The organism is Promicromonospora sp. NPDC023987 (assembly GCF_040639055.1).
In the GTDB taxonomy this organism is placed as follows: Bacteria; Actinomycetota; Actinomycetes; order Actinomycetales; family Cellulomonadaceae; genus Promicromonospora.
On the sequence record NZ_JBEZZF010000030.1, the window covers coordinates 1,688 to 18,794 of the forward strand.

Genomic DNA, 17,107 nt, shown 5'->3' on the forward strand with positions numbered 1-17,107 from the left:
AGCACCGCCAGCACCAGCACCGCCAGCACCAGCACCGCCAGCACCAGCACCGCCAGCACCAGCACCGCCAGCACCAGCACCGCCAGCACCAGCACCGCCAGCACCAGCACCACCGCCAGGCGCACGCAGCTCCTGCCGGTCGAGCCCTCCGACGTCTTTCCCGGTCGCTGGGTCGGTGGCGTGGCCATGGTCGTCGGACCACTGCTCCTGCTCGTCGGCGCCCTGCTGCGGATCCGGTTCGACTTCTTCTTCCCGGCCCAGCTCGCGGCCTTCGACCACCACCCAGGGCTCATCAGCACCTCGTATGCCTTGTTCGCTGCGGGGCACCTGCTGCTCTGGCCCGCCGTCGTCCTCCTGGCGGGGCGTGTCGCCGCCCGTAACCCCTGCTGGGGCCTGTGGGGCGGGGTGCTCGTGCTCTCCGGGACTGTCGCCCGGGCATTCCACGCCGGGATGGACCACATGGCCTTCCGGTTCGCCGACGCCGCTGGCGCGTCAGCCACCACGGACGCGGTCTCCACCACGTACGGCTCGTTCCAGATCTTCTCCGTCCTGAACCTCGCGATCCTCGCGGGGTGGCTGGTGCTCGCCGTCGGCGCCTGGCGGACCAAGGTGCTGGGACCGGTGGGCGCGATCGCGCTCGCGCTGACGTCGGCGCTGCCGCTCGGCCTGCTGAAGGGGACGACCCTGCTGTCCCTGGTCGCGCTCGCCGGGCTGGCGACCGCGCTCGTTCCCCTGGGCCTGCGCGAGCTGCTGCGGTCACCACGCCCGCGTCCGGCGGTCGCGCTCCGCTGGGTGGCCGTGGTCGGGCTCGTGCTCGGGGTCATGTTCGCCGTCGGCCAGGCGGGTTGAGCGGCCGGGTGAGCGTCCCGTGAGCGAGAACAGATACGGTCACGCCATGGACGGCGCGGCGGGCAGACGGCTCTGGGCCGTCGACGTCGTCGACCTCGTGGCAGCCCTCGGCCTGACCGCTGCCTACGTCAGCCTGGCCCACCTGCCAGGCGCTGACGGACAGCCCACCTACGACGGTCCGGCGTGGCTCGTCTGGCTCGTCGCCGCCGGCGTCGGCCTGCCCGTCGCGCTGCGCAGGCGCTTCCCCGTACCGGTCCTCGGTGCCGTCGTCCTGGCGCTGACCGCCGCCACGTTCCTCGACATCACCCGCGAGCCGTACACCTCGGCAGGGCTGGCGGCCTACCTGGTGGGGCTGGCCGAGCCCGCCCGCCGCTCGGTCACGGCGCTCTCGGTCGCCCTGCCGGTCGCCGTCGGCGGCGTGTACGTGGGCGAGGCGGTGCATACCCCGTCGGGGAGCCCGCGGGACGCGCTGGGCGTGGCCGCTCTGGTGCTGCTGACGGTCGGCGGCGCGTGGGCGGCCGGCCGCGTCGTGCGGAGCCGGCGCGCGGAGGCGCGGCGGGAGGTGCGTCGCGAGGCGGACCGGGCACTCGACGAGCAGCGCCTGCAGATCGCCCGGGACCTGCACGACATCGTGTCGCACAACCTGAGCCTGATCGCGGTACGGGCCGGGGTGGCTGCCCACGTCGCCGACGCCGACCCGCACGAGGCGCGGAGTGCGCTGCGAGCCATCGAGGAGACCAGCAGAGCCGCGCTGACGGAGATGCGTCGCACGCTCGGCGTCCTGCGCACGGGCGACGCGCCGCTCGGCCCGGCGCCAGGAATCGGTGACCTCGGCCCGCTGGCGGACGACGCGCGGCGGGCCGGGGTCACCGTGGACCTGACCGTTCACGGTGCCGAGGGGCTCCCTGAGGGGGACCAGCTGACGGTCTACCGGGTCGTGCAGGAGGGCTTGACCAACGCGGTCCGGCATGCGGCCCCCACGAGCTGCCGCGTCTCGGTCGTCGTGGGCGGTGAGGAGGTCCTGGTCGAGGTCGTCGACGAGGGGCCGCGGGCCGACGCGGCGCCGACACAGCCGACGCCGACACCGCCGACGCCCTCGCAGCCGTCGCCGTCGGGCGGCCACGGCCTGGCGGGGATCCGGGAGCGGGCGCGCCTGTACGGGGGGAGCGTCGAGGCGGGGTCGCGCCCCGACGGCGGCTTCGCGCTCCGTGCCCGGCTGCCGCTGGCCAGGGAGGGGCGCGTGTGACACCGGATCTCGTCCGCGTCCTGGTGGCCGACGACCAGGCGATGCTCCGCGGCAGCCTCCGCCTGCTGATCGACCACACGCCGGGGATGGCCGGCGTCGGCGAGGCGTCGGACGGCGTGGAGGCGGTCGAGCTCGCCCGACGCGAGCTGCCCGACGTCGTGCTCATGGACGTCCGCATGCCGGGGGTCGACGGGATCCAGGCCACGCGCGAGATCTGTGCCGACGCGGCGCTGGCCGGCGTCCGCGTCCTGATCCTCACCACCTTCGACCTCGACGAGTACGTCTACGCGGCCCTGCGTGCGGGTGCGGCGGGCTTCCTGCTCAAGGACACCCCACCGGCGGACGTGCTGCACGCGATCAGGGTGGTCGCGGCGGGCGAGGCGCTGCTGGCGCCGTCGGTCACCCGTCGCCTGATCGCCGAGTTCACCAGCAGGCCCGAACCGGGCAGGCCGCTGGCCAGGACGCTCGACGGCGTCACCGACCGTGAGCTCGAGGTGCTGGGCCTGATCGCGCGGGGCCTGTCCAACACCGAGCTGGCCGACCGCCTCCGGCTCAGCCCCGCCACGATCAAGACCCACATCGGCCGGCTGCTGGCCAAGCTGGGCGCGCGGGACCGCGCCCAGCTGGTGATCATCGCCTACAAGACCGGCCTGGTCGCCTGACCCGGGGGTCAGTCCGTTGAGCGGACCATTCCGCGGACGCCCACCACCAGGCCCAGCACCGCCGTGGCCAGGGCGGCCACCCAGCCCCAGGCCACCGTCGCGGAGGCGAGGTCGCCCGCGAACGCTGCCCGGCCCGAGTCGACGACATACCGCAGCGGGTTCACCGCCGACACGGCGCGCATCCACGCCGGGCCGTTCTCCAGGGGCAGCAGCATGCCCGACAGCAGCATCACCGGGAACAGGACGGTCTGCTGCACCACCCAGAACATCCACTCCTGCTTGCGCACCGCGAGCGCCAGCGCGTACGACAGGGAGCCGACGCCGATCCCGAGCACCGCGAGCTGCAGCAGCGTGAGCGCGGCGCCGAGGGGGTCGGGGCGCAGGCCGAACGGCAGCATGACGAGCAGCACGACGGCGGACTGGGCGATGATCGGCACCATCTCCTTGAGCGCGCGACCCACGAGCTGTGCCGGGCGGGAGAGCGGGGTGACGAGCATGCGCTCGTGCACGCCGGACGAGAGGTCGAGCTGCAGGTTGGAGCCGGTGACCGACGTGCCGAAGAGCGTGGTCATCGCCAGCACAGCGGGTACGAACCACAGCCAGACGTCGCCGCCGAGCGCGCCGCCCGCGGAGCCGGCGAGCAACGGGCCGAAGAGCCCGAGGAACACCAGCGGCTGCACCAGGCCGAACAGCAGCGAGAACGGGTCGCGTGCCACGGGCCGGAGCTCGCGGACCAGCACGATCCGGGTGTCGCGCAGGAAGCTGCGCCGGGGGAGCGCCCGGGCCATGGGCCGGTCGGTGGTGCCGGGGGTCAGGGTCGCGGCGCTCATGCCAGGACCTCCTTCTTGTCCGAGGTGCGGTCGGTCGGGGTCTCGACGGGCTCGACCTGCGGGGGGTCGACCTGCGAGGGGTCGACCGCGTTCTCCCGCAGGCTGCGGCCGGTCAGGCCGAGGAACACGTCGTCGAGCGTGGGTCGCGTGACGTCCACCCGGCTCACCGGGAGGTCCGCGGCGTCCGCCGCGCGCAGGAGGCCCGGCGCTGCGCCGGGGCCGTCCGCGATCCGGATCTCGACGGTGCCTCCAGCGCGGTCGGTGGTGACTCGGACCGCTCGGGTGCCCGGTGCGCGCTCGGCGACGGCGGCCAGCGCCGGCGCGTGCTCGGCCGCCACGCGGAGCGTCACGAGGTCGCCGGCCAGCTCGGCCTTCAGGGCGTCGGCGGTGTCGTCCGCGATGACCTGACCGTGGTCGACGACGAGCACCCGCTCGGCGAACGTGTCCGCCTCGTCGAGGTAGTGGGTGGTGAGCACGATGGTCATGGGCTCGGCGGCGGCGGTCCGCATCCGCAGGATGTGCTCCCACAGGTTGGCCCGGTTGTGCGGGTCCAGACCGGTCGACGGTTCGTCGAGGAACAGCAGCGACGGCTCGTGGACCAGGCCGACGGCGACGTCGAGGCGACGCTTCTGCCCGCCCGACAGGCTCTCGACCTTGCGGTCGGCCTGCTCGGTCAGGTCGAGCGCCTCGAGCAGCTCGCCGGCCCGGCTTCGTGCGGTGCGCCGGTCGAGGCCGTAGATCTCGCCCTGGGCGACGAGCTCGTCGCGCACGAGCTGGGCCGCGCCGCCGGCACCGCCCTGGCCGACGTAGCCGATAGCGGCGCGCACCCGGTCGGGGTGGGTGGCGACGTCGTACCCGGCGACCTCTGCGGTGCCCGACGTCGGCGGGATGAGCGTGGTCAGCATGCGCAGCGTCGTGGTCTTCCCTGCTCCGTTGGGGCCGAGGACGGCGACCAGCTCGCCGGGTTCGACGTCGAGCGAGATGCCACGCACGGCGTGCACGGTGCGGGTGCGGCTCACCACGAAGTCCTTGGTGAGCGCGTGGGTGCGGATCACGGTGTCTCCTTCTAGCGGTCGGGATGGTCGGGATGGTCGGGATGGTCGGGCTTGGCTACGTGCACCACTCTCTCGCCAGTAGCGGTCAAGATCTGGCCTCTATCGCGTGCGATGCTGAATCCATGCTCGAGACCTCCGGACGCCTCCTCGCTCTCCTGTCGCTCCTCCAGGCCCGGCGCGACTGGCCCGGCGCGCTCCTCGCCGACCGGCTCGGCGTGAGCCCGCGCACGGTGCGGCGGGACGTCGACCGCCTGCGCGCGCTCGGCTACCCCGTGGGCGCCGCCAAGGGGCCCGACGGCGGCTACCGCCTCGGCGCCGGCGCCGAGCTGCCGCCCCTCCTCTTCGATGACGAACAGGCCGTCGCGGTGGCCGTCGCGCTGCGGACCGGGACCATCCCCGGCGCCGAGGAGGGGGCGCTGCGGGCGCTGGCCACCATCCGGCAGGTGATGCCGGCCCGGCTCCGGACGCGCCTGGACGCGCTCGAGGTGACCACCGTCCGGCGTCGGACCGGGGGAGCGGGCGCCGCCGAGCCGGTGGTGAGTCCCGACGTGCTGCTCGCGCTGGGCTCCGCGTGCCAGGCGCGCGAGGTGGTGCGCTTCGACTACGCGGGCGGCACCATGGCCGCCGTCGGCGAGGGCGACGGCGCCTTCCGGCCGCCGCGCCGGGTCGAGCCGCACCACCTCGTGACGTCGGACGGGCGCTGGTACCTGGTCGCGTTCGACCTGGACCGCGACGACTGGCGGCTCTTCCGGGTGGACCGGCTGACGCTCCGTACCGGGACCGGGCCCCGGTTCGTCCGCCGGGAGGTGCCCGGCGGTGACGTCGCGGGCTTCGTCGGCTCCCGGATCAGCGGGACGCCGTCACCCGTGCGCGGCGAGGTGGTGTTCCACGCGCGCGCCGCCGACGTCGCGCCCTGGGTGGGCGGCCAGGGCCTGTGCGAGCCGCTGCCCGACGTCGACGGCGCGCCCCGGTGCCGCGTGGTGCTCGGCTCCTGGTCGTGGGGCGGGCTGGCCGGCCGGTTCGGTGCGTTCGACGTGTCGTTCGAGGTGGTGGGCCCGCCCGAGCTCGTCGAGGCGACCCGCGAGCTGGCCGCCCGGTACGCGGCGGCGATCCAGGACTGACGGGCGGGTCGGCCCGCCGTCTGACCTGGCGAGAAGGGTGCGAGCCAGGGGAACCGGGCAGTAGGTTGAGGCGTTCGGTGAAGACCCGAACCCAACAGAGAGCGTGCGCATGACGAACCTGTCCGACTTCAGTGACGACGAGATCGCCCGGATCCTGGACGCGCCGGGTGCGGTGCTCAAGGGTGCGACGCTCGCCGACGGGGAACCCGGCGGGATCAGGTTCCTCCTGGAGACCACAGCCGGCGCCAAGGTTTTCCGCGAGGCGCAGGTGCACGAGAACGACTTCGTCCAGTCGGTGGCGGTCGCGCTCCGCGACCGGATCGGCGAGCAGCGGGCGGCCCAGGAGGCGGCCCGGGAGAACCCCGCACTGTCGGTCGGGGTGGCGGCCGCGGCCGCCGCCACCGAGAAGGCGGCGACGGTGGGCGTGCGTCCCGACCCGGAGGGCGCGACGGCCGACGCGGTCGAGCTGACCCGGGCCGCCGTCGTCCTGCTGCGCGGGCGGTCGGACGAGAAGGACGTCGTCGCCTACACCGAGTGGCTGCTCCGGATCGCTGAGCAGGTCGCACAGGCCACCGCGACCAAGGAGGGCGGCTTCTTCAGCAAGCGGGTCAAGGTCTCCGCGGGCGAGCAGGACTACCTCGACCGGCTCGCGGCCGCCGCCGGGCGCTGACGTGCCGCGACCGCTGACACGACGAAGCCGACACGACGAAAGAGAGTGCGCATGACCAACCTGTCCACATTCACCGAGGACGAGCTGGAACTGATCTTCGAGGCACCAGGGGCGGTGGCGGACGCCGCGGTCTATGCCGACGGGCGTCCTGGGCCGGGCCGGCTGTTCAAGCAGTCCGCGGTCGGCGCCAAGGCGTTCCAGTGGGGTCTCCAGGACGAGAACGAGTTCCTGCGGGCGATGTCCGCCCAGCGCCTGGAGAAGCTCCGGGCGGACGCCGCGGCAAAGCGCGACGAGCCCAAGCCGGACCTCCCCGACCCGTACGACGAGGACGGCAACGTCCGGAAGCGCGACGCCTACCCGGTCGACTCGGCCGGGAAGGCCACCACGGCGCTGGAGCTGACCGGGGCGGCGCTGGCCCTGCTGCGCGAGCGGCTCCCGGCCACCGATGCGGCGGCCTACGGCGCCTGGCTGGTCCAGATCGCCACGCGGGTCACCGACGCGGGCGGGACAAAGAAGGGCGTCTTCGGCAAGCGGACCGCCACCGACGCCGAGCAGGACTTCCTCGGGCGGCTCCTGGTCGCTGTCGAGGGCTGACGCCGGGGCCGTGGCTCAGGTGCGCTGCCGCGCGTACTCGAGCTCCGGTCGCCCGCGCGTCCCGTACCGGGGCGCGCGGGTGGCGACCCCGGCGTCCGCGAGGAACTCCAGGTAGCGGCGGGCGGTGATGCGCGCCAGGCGGAGCTCGTCGGCCACCTCGCTCGCCGAGAGCGCGCCGGGCTGTCGCGCGAGCAGGTCGGACACGGCGTCCAGCGTGTCCTGGGACAGGCCCTTCGGGAGCCCGGCGGCGTTGGACGTGCGCAGCGCGGCGAACGCGGTGTCCACCTCGCGCTGGCTGAGCGTGGAGACCGGCGAGCGCATCTGCTCGAAGTACTTGCGGTAGGCGCCGAGCTTCTCGGCGAACAGCCCGAACACGAACGGCTTGATCAGGTACTGCACCACACCGATGGCCACCGCCTCGCGCACGGTCTCGAGCTCGCGGGCCGCCGTCACCGCGATCACGTCGACCACCAGTCCTGCCGCGCGCAGCTGCCGGCACAGGACCAGCCCGTGCCGGTCGGGCAGGTTCATGTCCAGCAGCAGGAGGTGCACGTCCTGCCCGGCGGCCTGGGCGTCGCGCAGCGCGCGGACGGTCTCGCCGGCCGTGTGCGCCACCCCGGCCAGCTCGAACCCCTCCACCCGGCGCACGTACTCGCCGTGCGCGGCGGCCGTGCCGTGGTCGTCCTCCACGACCAGGACCCGGATCACGGGCGCACCGGGCCGGGCACCCGCGCCGACGGCACCGACGGTTCCGGCGGGGCCTGCGGCGCGACGGCGGACGGGCGCGGCAGCGTGACCGTGAAGACGGCCCCCGCACCCGGGCCGGTGCCCTGCGACACCTCGATGTCGCCGCCGAGGCTCTCCACCACCTGGCGGACCAGCGCCAGCCCGTAGCCGCGGCCCCCGGCCGCCGCGTCCTTGGTGCTCCAGCCGTGGTCGAAGATGTGGTCCACGTCGTCCTCCGCGATACCGGTCCCGCTGTCGGAGACCTGGAACACCAGCGAGCCGTCGTCGCCGTTGGCGAGGTAGACCTCGACCCACGCCTCGTCCGCCGGGCCCGTCAGGGCGCGGGCCGCCGCGGCGTCGATCGCGTTGTCGATCAGGTTGCCGAGGACGGTCACCACGTCCACCGGCTCCAGCCAGTGCGTGCCCGGTGCGAGGTGCGTCTCGAAGTGCATCTCCACCGCCCGCTCGCGCGCCTGCGCCGCCTTGCCGAGCACGAGCGCCGCGATCACCGGCTCCTCGATGGCCTCCACGACCCGGTCCGTGAGCCGCTGGCCCAGGTCGCGCTCGCTCGCGACGAACCGCAGCGCCTCGTCGCTGCGACCCAGCTCGATGAGGGTGGCGATGGTGTGCAGCCGGTTGCTGAAGTCATGGGTCTGGGCGCGCAGAGCCTCCGAGATGGTGCGCACCGACGACAGCTCGCCGGTGACCCGCTGCAGCTCGGTGCGGTCCCGCAGCGAGACCACCTCGCCGACGGTCCGGCCCGCCGCCGCCGCGGTGTCCCGGCTCACGAGCAGCACCCGGTCGCCCACCCGGACCGGGCCCTCCGGCGCGGTGCCCCCGAGCACGTCGTGGACGGCGGGGGACAGGCGCGGGTCGGCCACCGCGAACGGCACGGCGAGGTCGGGGACGTCGAGCAGCCGCAACGCCTCGTCGTTGGCGAGCACCACCGTGCCGTCCTCGACGAGCAGCATGCCCTCCTCGACCGAGTGCAGCACCGCCTCGTGCGCGGCGAACAGGTGCGCCAGCTCGTCCGGGCCCTTGCTCTCCGTGATCCGGTCCAGCCGGCGCGCGAGCAGCGCCGCGGCCACCGCCCCCGCGCCGAACGCCAGGAGCGTGCCGATCCCGACGATCACCAGGCGCGGCACTATGTCGTCCCGCAGGCGGTCGAGCGTCACCCCTGCGGAGACCAGGCCGACCACCGCACCGTCGTCGGCCAGGACGGGGACCACCGCACGCACCGACGGGCCGAGTGTGCCGTCGTAGACCTCCGTGAACGTCTCGCCCCGCAGCGCGGGGGCGGTGGTGCCGACGAACGGGCGGCCGATCTGCCAGGTGTTGCGGTGCGTGTAGCGGGTCCGGTCGGTGTCCATGATGGTGAGGTAGTCGATACCCGTCACCGCCATGACCCGCTCGGCGTGCGGCTGCAGCCGGCCCGCCGCCTCGGTGACCGAGCCCGCGCGGTCACTCCGCGCGGCCGCGTGCGCCCGGGTCACCGTGTCGATCACCAGCGGCTCCGCCGCGATCGTCGCGGCCAGGTCGGTGCTCTCCTCCTCCGCGTGCCGCTCCGCCGAGGACCGGGCATCGAGCGCCAGCAGCCCGAACACGACGACGGCGCCCGCGAAGAGCAGCGCGGTGTGCACCGCGAGGAACCACCTCGCGATGCTCGCACCTCGTCGCTGTGCCACGGACCCATTGTGGCCCGCGCCCGCGATGCCGCTGACCGGCTGAGAACACTATGGCCGCAATGGTGGGGTTCGCCGCCCACGCCAGCACTCTTGTCGCTGACCACACAGCGTTGTGAGAGGAACACACCATGGCGGAAAAGCTGCCCGCCGGCACCGGGACCACCCCGCGCCGTCGGCTCGACAAGAGTCACTACCTGTACATCGCGGTGATCGTGGCCGTCGTGGCCGGCGTCATCGTGGGCCTGGCCTCCCCGGACACCGGCGTGGCGCTGAAGCCGCTCGGCACGGGGTTCGTCGCCCTCATCAAGATGATGATCTCGCCCGTGATCTTCTGCACCATCGTGCTGGGCATCGGCTCGATCGCCAAGGCCGCGACGGTGGGGCGCGTGGGTGGCCTCGCGCTGCTCTACTTCCTCGCCATGTCCACGTTCGCGCTCGTGATCGGCCTGGTCGTCGGCAACGTGCTGCACCCGGGCCAGGGCCTGTCCATCGCGGACGCCTCCTACGAGGCGGAGGGCGAGGCGGAGACCCTCGTGGACTTCGCGCTCGGCATCATCCCGACCACGCTGGTCTCGCCGCTCACCGGTGACTCCGTGCTGCAGACCCTTTTCGTCGCGCTGCTCGTCGGGTTCGCGATCCAGCAGCTCGGCGCCCGCGGCAAGCCCGCGCTCGACGCCGTGCGGCTGATCCAGGGCATCGTCTTCCGGGTCCTGACGATGATCCTGTGGGTCGCGCCGGTCGGCGCCTTCGGCGCGATCGCCGGCGTCGTGGGCGAGACCGGCTGGGATGCCGTCCTCGCGCTCGGCACCCTGATGCTCGGGTTCTACGTGACCTGCATCCTGTTCATCGTGCTCGTGCTGGGCACCGTGCTGCGGCTCGTCTCGGGCGTGAACATCTTCAAGCTCATGAAGTACCTCGCCCGCGAGTACCTGCTGATCGTCAGCACGTCGTCGTCCGAGGCCGCCCTGCCGCGACTCATCTCCAAGATGGAGCACCTGGGCGTCTCGAAGCCGGTGGTGGGCATCACCGTGCCGACCGGGTACTCGTTCAACCTCGACGGCACGGCGATCTACCTGACCATGGCGTCGCTGTTCATCGCGTCGGCCCTCGGCACGCCCCTGTCGATCCCCGAGCAGGTCGGCATGCTCGCGTTCATGATCATCGCCTCCAAGGGCGCCGCCGGAGTCACCGGCGCCGGCCTGGCGACCCTCGCGGGCGGCCTGCAGACCTACCGTCCCGACCTGGTCGACGGCGTCGGGATCATCGTCGGCATCGACCGCTTCATGTCCGAGGCGCGGGCGCTGACCAACTTCACCGGCAACGCCGTCGCGACGGTCGTCATCGGCACCTGGACGCGCGAGATCGACCGCGCGCAGGTGGACCAGGTCCTCTCCGGCGCTCTGCCGTTCGACGAGAGCATGGTGGACGACGCGCACGGCAGCGAGCCCGACGACGCCGTCACCGGGGCCGACGGGCGAAACGACGGCTCCCGGGAGAAGGTGGCGGAGCCGGCCGCGGTCTGAGAACCGCGATCTGACCGGCGGCGGTCCAGGCACTCTGGGGGTGCCTGGACCGCCGTCCTGCTGTGCCGGACGGCCTCGCCGTGTCGGACGGCGCCCGGCGGGCGTGGACAGCACACTGGTCGCATGCATCGGAACCTGCGACGGCTGGCACCCCTGGTCGCCTCGGCCGCACTCGTCCTGTCCGCCTGCGCGCCCGGCAGCGCAGAGGAGGCCTCGACCGCCTCCAGCCCGGCGACGGCCGGCTCGACGACGGCCGGCCCGACCGCGACCAAGCAGGCGAGGCCGCCGGCGCCGGTGATCGACGTCTCCGACGAGCTGGGCCGCCTCGAGAAGAAGTACCACGCCGTCGTCGGCCTGTACGCGGTGGACACCGGCGGCGGACCGCGGGTGGCACACCGCGCGGACGAGCGCTTCGCGTTCGCCTCGACGTTCAAGGCGCTGGCGGCCGGGGCGGTCCTGGAGCAAAGCAGCGCCGACGAGCTCGAGCGGGTCGTCACCTACGACGCCGCCGACCTGGTGGAGTACTCACCGGTGACCGAGCAGCACGTCGAGTCGGGCATGACCATGCTCGAGATCATCGACGCGGCAGTCCAGGTCAGCGACAACACGGCCGGCAACCTCCTGTTCGACGCGCTCGGCGGGCCCGACGGGCTCGAGGCGGCGCTGCGGGGGATCGGGGACGAGACGACGGTGTCCGCCCGCTGGGAGCCGGAGCTCAACGACGTCACGCCCGGCGACGAGCGGGACACCAGCACCGCCAGGGCGCTGGCGGACGACCTGCGGGCCTACGCGCTCGGGGACGTCCTGGACGACACCGACCGGAAGATCCTCGTCGAGGCGCTCCAGGGCAGCACGACGGGGGACGAGACCATCCGCGCGGGCGTGCCGGACGGCTGGGTCGTCGGGAACAAGACCGGGACCTCCGGGAACGGGGGCCGCAACGACATCGGGGTGCTCTGGCCGCCCGACGGCGATCCGATCGTGCTGGCGATCCTCACCCGGACCGAGGACCCCGACGCGGAGCCCGACGACGCCTTCTTGGCCGAGGCGACGGCGGTCGCGATGGAGGCGCTGACCCGCTGAGTCCGGGCCGCCGGCCGCCGGCCGCCCGCCGAACGTAGGGTTCGTCGCTGTCTGGGCGCCCATGATGCGACTACTCCTACGCTCGGCGGGAACGCGACTACTCCTACGTTCGGCTCAGGTCAGCAGCAGCGTGACCAGCAGCGACATCGGGAGCGCGAGCAGCATGCTCAGGAGCGTGATGTCGCGCACCGACGTGGTCGCCAGGCGGAAGTGGCCCGCGAACAGGAAGACGTTCTGCGCGGTCGGCAGCGCCGCCATCAGCACGACCCCCAGCAGCTCGATGCCGTCGAGCCCGAACAGGAAGCGGCCGACCGCCCAGGCGAGCGCCGGCATCACCAGGGCCTTGAGCGCAGTGCCCAGCACCACCTCGGCCCGCGCCTCCCGGCCCATCGGCCGCTGGCCGCGCAGAGACAGGCCGAACAGCAGCAGGAGGAGCGGCACCGACGCGTTGCCGAGCATCTCGACCGGCTGCGAGAGCACCGCGGGCAGCTCCACGGAGACGGTCGCGGCCAGCAGCCCGAGCGCGGTCGCGACGGTGACGGGGTTGGCGAGCGACCGGCCCAGCGTGGCGCCCAGCCCGCGGGCGCCGCCCGTCGGCCCGCCGGCCCCGTCCGCCCCGCCGGCCCCGTCCGCTGCCCGGTCCGCCCGGTGCCGGCACCACGCGAAGACCGCCAGGTACAGCGGCGCGATCACCAGCAGCTGCGCGATCAGCACGGACACCACCGGGACGGCGCTCCCCACGGCATAGAGCGCGATCGGCACGCCGATGTTGCCCGCGTTCACGTACGAGCTCGCCATGGCGCCCGCCGCGACCGGCCCGGCGGGACGCCGGAGCAGCCCGCCGGCGACGACGGCGTAGAGCAGCCCCGTGGCCGCCGCCGTGACCAGCGCGATCGGCGTGTAGGTACGCAGGACGGCGCCGAGGTCGGCGTTCGACATCAGCAGGAACATCAGCGCCGGGTTGGTGATGTAGTAGACGAGCGGCGAGATCCCGCGCTGCATGGCGTGGGCCTCGCCCGGCAGCAGCCACGCCGCCACGAACCCGACGCCCACCAGCACCAGCACGATCGCGAACCCGACCAGCACCCCGCTCATCGAGCACCCCGGTGAGTGCTGGATATTTGTGGGGTCGATGGCCGTTTGCCCCACAGATACCCAGCACTCAACGGACGAGGCACGGGCGGTTCGGGTCGAACGTCCAGCCTTCCACCAAGTACTGCATGGCCACCGCGTCGTCGCGCGCGCCGAGGCCGTGCGCCAGGTAGAGCTCGTGCGCGGCGGCCAGGCGCTCGCGGTCCAGCTCGACGCCGAGGCCCGGCGTCGTCGGCACCTGGATCGCGCCGTCGCGGACCTGGGGCGGCGCCGTCGTCAGGCCCTGGCCGTCCTGCCAGATCCAGTGCGTGTCCAGCGCCGTGATCGCGCCGGGCGCGGCCGCGCCGACATGCGTGAACATGGCCAGCGAGACGTCGAAGTGGTTGTTGGAGTGCGACCCCCACGTCAGCCCGAACTCGTGGCAGAGCTGCGCCACCCGCACGGAGCCGGCCATGGTCCAGAAGTGCGGGTCGGCCAGCGGGATGTCCACGGCGCCCGCGCGCACGGCGTGCGCCAGCTCGCGCCAGTCCGTCGCGATCATGTTGGTGGCGGTCGGGAGGCCGGTCGCGCGGCGGAACTCCGCCATGACCTCCCGGCCCGAGAACCGGCCCTCCGCGCCGCACGGGTCCTCCGCGTAGGCGACGACGCCGCGCATCCGGCGCCCGAGGCGGATCGCCTCGGCCAGCGGCCAGCCGCCGTTGGGGTCGAGCGTGATCCTGGCGTCGGGGAACCGCTCCTTGAGCGCGACGACGGTGTCGACCTCCAGGTCGCCCGCCTGCACGCCGCCCTTGAGCTTGAAGTCGGTGAAGCCGTAGCGGCCGTGGGCGGCCTCGGCGAGCCGCACGACGTCGTCGGGCGTCATGGCCTGCTCGCGGCGCAGGCGGCCCCACGCGTCGGACTCGTCGTCCCCGCGCAGGTACGGCAGGTCGGTGGCGCCCGGGTCGCCCACGTAGAAGAGGTAGCCGAGCATCGGCACGCTCTCGCGCTGCACGCCCTCACCGAGCAGCTCTGCCACGGGCAGGCCGAGGTCCTGGCCGTGCAGGTCGAGCAGCGCGGACTCCAGGGCGGTGACGGCGTGCACCGTGGTGCGCAGGTCGAACGTCTGCAGGCCGCGCCCGCCGGCGTCGCGGTCGGCGAAGGCGCTAGAGACCGACCGCAGCAGGCTGCGGTACCGGGCCACCGGCTGCCCGACGACGAGCCGCCCCGCCTCCTCGATGGTGGCCCGGATCTTCACCCCGCCGGGCACCTCGCCGAGCCCGGTGCGGCCGTCGGAGTCGGTGACTATCGCGATGTTGCGCGTGAAGAACGGGGCGTGCGCGCCGGACAGGTTGAGCAGCATCGAGTCGTGGCCCGCGACGGGCACCACCTCGACGCGGGCGATCGTGGGGTGACTGCTCACTCGGCGGCCTCGCTCGCCTCGGCTGCCCCGAGGACGACGTCGAGCACGCCGTCGACCCGGCGCGTCAGACCCCAGGGGTTGTCCGGCCGCACCGGTTCCGGCAGCAGGTAGTCGGGCAGGTTCTGGTAGGCCACGGGGCGCAGGAACCGTTCGATCGCGAGCGTGCCCACCGACGTCGTGCGGCTGTCCGACGTCGCGGGGAACGGCCCGCCGTGCACCATCGCGTGCCCGACCTCGACGCCGGTGGGCCAGCCGTTCGCGAGGATGCGGCCCGCGGTGCGCTCCAGGACGGGCAGCAGCCGGACGGCGGTCTCGCGGTCGGCGTCGGTCAGGTGGAGCGTGACGGTGAGCTGTCCCTCCAGCCGCTCGACGGCGGACAGGAGCTCGTCGGCGTCCGCGTACCGGACCACGAGCGACGCGGCGCCGAAGATCTCCGCCTGCAGCACCGGGTTGTCGAGCAGGGTGGTCACGTCGCTCGCGAACACCGCGGGCGCGGGGGCGTTGTGGGTGTCGCCGGGCGTGCCGGTGCCGACCTGCTCTACGCCGTCCTGCGCGGCCAGCGTGTCCACGCCCTGCTGCCAGGCCTCGGCGATGCCGCCCGTGAGCATGGTCTGCCCGGCGGCGGCCGCCGCGGCGCGCTCGGCCGCCGCCACGAAGGCGTCGCCGCGCGGACCGTCCGGCACGAACACGAGCCCCGGCGCCGTGCAGAGCTGGCCCGACGAGCCGGTCACCGACGCGAGATACGCGGCGGCGAGGGCGTCGACGTCGCCGGCCAGGGCGCCGTCGAGCAGGATCGTCGGGTTGATCGAGCTCATCTCGGCGTAGACGGGGATCGGCACCGGGCGGGCGGCCGCCGCGGCGACCAGCGCGAGCCCGCCTGTGCGGGAACCGGTGAAGCCGACGGCCTGGATCACCGGGTCGGTCACGAGGGCCTGACCCACGAGCTTGCCCGGGCCGTAGACCAGCGAGAACACGCCCGGGTGCAGACCGCACCCCGCGACGGCGTCGGCCACCGCGCGGCCCACCAGCTCGGCGGTGCCGGGGTGCGCGTTGTGCGCCTTGACGACGACGGGGCAGCCCGCCGCGAGCGCCGAGGCGGTGTCGCCGCCCGCGGTGGAGAAGGCGAGCGGGAAGTTGCTCGCGCCGAACACGGCGACGGGACCGAGGGGGACCTTGCGCTGCCGGATGTCGGCGCGGGGCAGGGGAGTGCGGTCGGGCCGGGCGGGGTCGACCCGCACGCCGCGGTGGTCTCCCTGGCGCACCACCTGCGCGAAGAGGCGCAGCTGGCCGCTGGTGCGGGCGACCTCGCCCGTGAGGCGGGCCGCCGGGAGGCCGGTCTCCCGCATGGCCTGGGCGACGACGTCGGGCCCGAGGGTGTCGATGTTCGCCGCGATCTGCTCGAGGAACCGCGCGTGGGGCTCGGGGGCGAGCGCGGAGAAGGAGGCGAAGGCTTCCTGCGCGGCGGTGGTCGCGCGGGCGACCTGGTCCTCGCCGAGGAGCGAGTAGGCGGGCTCGAGGGCCTGGCCGGTCGCCGGGTCCTGCGCGGCGAGGGTGCCTGCCGTGCCCACCAGGGGTGAGCCGGCGACTATCGAGTGGCCGGTGATCTCGGTCGTCATCGGTGGTCTCCTTCTGCTGGCCGGGCGTCGGGGTGGACGTCGGCGCTCTTGATCAGGGTGGTGAGGTCGGCGAGGTCCTGCGCGGCGAGGTCCTGCAGCGGCGGGCGGACGCTGCCCAGGTCCCGGCCCACTGCCTTGAGGCCGCCCTTGACGATGGACACCCCGTAGCCCTTGGTGCGGTCCCGGATGTCGAGGTATGGCAGCACGAACCGGCCCAGCTTCTCGGTGACGGCCGCGTGGTCCAGGCGGCGCACGTCCTGGTAGAAGGCGAGGGCGAACTCGGGCACGAAGTTGTACATGGCTGAGGAGTAGGTGCTCATGCCGAGCTGCAGGAGCGGCAGGGCGAACGTCTCGGCGGTGGGCAGCCCGCCGAGGTAGAAGAGCCGGTCGCCGTTCAGGGTGTGGACGCGGGCGAGCTGCTCGATGTCGCCGAGCGCGTCCTTGAACCCGATGAAGTTGGCGTGCCGCTCGGCGAGCCGGGCGACGGTGTGCGCCGAGTACACGGCGTTGCCGCGGTTGTAGACGATCACGCCGAGGCTGGTCGACGCGCACACGGCCGAGGCGTGCTCCAGCAGGCCGTCCTGGTCGCACTCGGTCAGGTACGGGGGCAGCAGCAGGAGTCCTTCGGCGCCGGCGTCCTGCGCGGCGCGCGCGTGCTGGATCGCCTGGGCGGTGTTGCCGCCGGCGCTGCCGAGCACCGGCGTGCGGCCGGCGGCGGTCTCGACGGCGAGCCGGACGACGCGGGCCGACTCCTCGGGGGTCAGGCTGAATCCCTCTCCGGTGCCGCCGGCGGCGAACAGGCCGCCGATGTCGAAGCTCGACTGCCAGTCGATGTGCTCGCGGTAGCGCGCCTCGTCGACCTCACCGTGCCCCGTGAACGGGGTGACCGGGAACGAGAGGAGCCCGTCCTTGAGGACGGTGGCGAGCTCCTGGGGTGCATACGTGGCCACTGTTGG

Annotated in this window: 17 protein-coding genes; 8 read left to right on the forward strand and 9 right to left on the reverse strand. The window is 73.7% G+C overall.

Annotated elements, in window-relative coordinates; genetic code table 11:
* Window positions 1-188 (reverse strand): hypothetical protein (locus AB0F40_RS14715; protein ID WP_357468560.1); only part of this gene is annotated, 188 nt, incomplete at its 3' end.
* Here AB0F40_RS14715 and AB0F40_RS14720 point away from each other — a divergent pair.
* The 3 genes from AB0F40_RS14720 to AB0F40_RS14730 are packed head-to-tail and all read left to right on the forward strand — an operon-like array spanning window position 187 to window position 2,757.
* Window positions 187-849, forward strand: coding sequence for a hypothetical protein (locus AB0F40_RS14720; RefSeq protein ID WP_357468562.1), 663 nt, complete (start codon window positions 187-189; stop codon window positions 847-849). The two genes, AB0F40_RS14715 and AB0F40_RS14720, sit on opposite strands and share 2 nt — an antisense overlap.
* Window positions 850-868: 19 nt before the next feature.
* A complete protein-coding gene (locus AB0F40_RS14725) occupies window positions 869-2,095 on the forward strand; it encodes a histidine kinase (protein ID WP_357468565.1) in 1,227 nt (408 codons plus the stop codon).
* Window positions 2,092-2,757 (forward strand): response regulator transcription factor, encoded by a 666-nt coding sequence (locus AB0F40_RS14730; RefSeq protein WP_357468568.1) that lies wholly within the window; start codon window positions 2,092-2,094, stop codon window positions 2,755-2,757. Before AB0F40_RS14725 ends, AB0F40_RS14730 begins: the two co-directional genes overlap by 4 nt.
* Window positions 2,758-2,765: 8 nt before the next feature.
* Here AB0F40_RS14730 and AB0F40_RS14735 read toward each other — a convergent pair whose 3' ends face one another.
* A complete protein-coding gene (locus tag AB0F40_RS14735; RefSeq protein ID WP_357468571.1) occupies window positions 2,766-3,587 on the reverse strand; it encodes an ABC transporter permease in 822 nt (273 codons plus the stop codon).
* A complete protein-coding gene (locus tag AB0F40_RS14740) occupies window positions 3,584-4,642 on the reverse strand; it encodes an ATP-binding cassette domain-containing protein (protein WP_357468573.1) in 1,059 nt (352 codons plus the stop codon). The genes AB0F40_RS14735 and AB0F40_RS14740 overlap by 4 nt, the downstream gene beginning before the upstream one ends.
* Window positions 4,643-4,764: 122 nt before the next feature.
* Here AB0F40_RS14740 and AB0F40_RS14745 point away from each other — a divergent pair, with 122 nt between their 5' ends.
* From AB0F40_RS14745 to AB0F40_RS14755, 3 genes are all read left to right on the forward strand, one after another.
* Window positions 4,765-5,763 carry a WYL domain-containing protein gene (locus AB0F40_RS14745; protein WP_357468576.1) on the forward strand — a complete coding sequence of 333 codons (999 nt, stop codon included), beginning with the start codon at window positions 4,765-4,767 and terminating at the stop codon, window positions 5,761-5,763.
* A 109-nt stretch (window positions 5,764-5,872) separates the two neighbouring features.
* Window positions 5,873-6,433, forward strand: a complete 561-nt coding sequence (locus AB0F40_RS14750) for a hypothetical protein (protein WP_357468578.1) — start codon at window positions 5,873-5,875, stop codon at window positions 6,431-6,433.
* Between the two features lie 51 nt (window positions 6,434-6,484).
* On the forward strand, window positions 6,485-7,027 hold the full coding sequence (locus AB0F40_RS14755) for a hypothetical protein (protein WP_357468581.1): 543 nt from the start codon (window positions 6,485-6,487) through the stop codon (window positions 7,025-7,027).
* Window positions 7,028-7,042: 15 nt separating this feature from the next.
* Here AB0F40_RS14755 and AB0F40_RS14760 read toward each other — a convergent pair whose 3' ends face one another.
* Window positions 7,043-7,735, reverse strand: a complete 693-nt coding sequence (locus AB0F40_RS14760) for a response regulator (RefSeq protein WP_357468583.1) — start codon at window positions 7,733-7,735, stop codon at window positions 7,043-7,045.
* Window positions 7,732-9,438: an ATP-binding protein gene (locus AB0F40_RS14765; RefSeq protein WP_357468585.1), complete on the reverse strand. Its 1,707-nt coding sequence runs from the start codon at window positions 9,436-9,438 to the stop codon at window positions 7,732-7,734. The genes AB0F40_RS14760 and AB0F40_RS14765 overlap by 4 nt, the downstream gene beginning before the upstream one ends.
* A 128-nt stretch (window positions 9,439-9,566) precedes the next feature.
* Here AB0F40_RS14765 and AB0F40_RS14770 point away from each other — a divergent pair, with 128 nt between their 5' ends.
* Together AB0F40_RS14770 and bla are read left to right on the forward strand one after the other, a co-directional pair.
* Entirely contained in the window at window positions 9,567-10,961 is a 1,395-nt protein-coding gene (locus AB0F40_RS14770; protein WP_357468588.1) for a cation:dicarboxylase symporter family transporter, read from the forward strand.
* Between the two features lie 123 nt (window positions 10,962-11,084).
* Window positions 11,085-12,044 carry a class A beta-lactamase gene (bla, locus tag AB0F40_RS14775; protein ID WP_357468590.1) on the forward strand — a complete coding sequence of 320 codons (960 nt, stop codon included), beginning with the start codon at window positions 11,085-11,087 and terminating at the stop codon, window positions 12,042-12,044.
* A gap of 114 nt (window positions 12,045-12,158) precedes the next feature.
* Here bla and AB0F40_RS14780 read toward each other — a convergent pair whose 3' ends face one another.
* The 4 genes from AB0F40_RS14780 to AB0F40_RS14795 form a co-directional block, all read right to left on the reverse strand.
* Complete coding sequence (locus AB0F40_RS14780; RefSeq protein ID WP_357468593.1) at window positions 12,159-13,139, reverse strand: AEC family transporter; 981 nt, start codon at window positions 13,137-13,139, stop codon at window positions 12,159-12,161.
* 67 nt (window positions 13,140-13,206) lie between these two features.
* On the reverse strand, window positions 13,207-14,535 hold the full coding sequence (locus AB0F40_RS14785; RefSeq protein ID WP_357468595.1) for an enolase C-terminal domain-like protein: 1,329 nt from the start codon (window positions 14,533-14,535) through the stop codon (window positions 13,207-13,209).
* Window positions 14,532-16,151 carry an aldehyde dehydrogenase (NADP(+)) gene (locus tag AB0F40_RS14790; RefSeq protein ID WP_357468598.1) on the reverse strand — a complete coding sequence of 540 codons (1,620 nt, stop codon included), beginning with the start codon at window positions 16,149-16,151 and terminating at the stop codon, window positions 14,532-14,534. Before AB0F40_RS14790 ends, AB0F40_RS14785 begins: the two co-directional genes overlap by 4 nt.
* Entirely contained in the window at window positions 16,148-17,101 is a 954-nt protein-coding gene (locus tag AB0F40_RS14795; RefSeq protein WP_357468601.1) for a 5-dehydro-4-deoxyglucarate dehydratase, read from the reverse strand. The genes AB0F40_RS14790 and AB0F40_RS14795 overlap by 4 nt, the downstream gene beginning before the upstream one ends.
* Window positions 17,102-17,107: the final 6 nt, after the last annotated feature.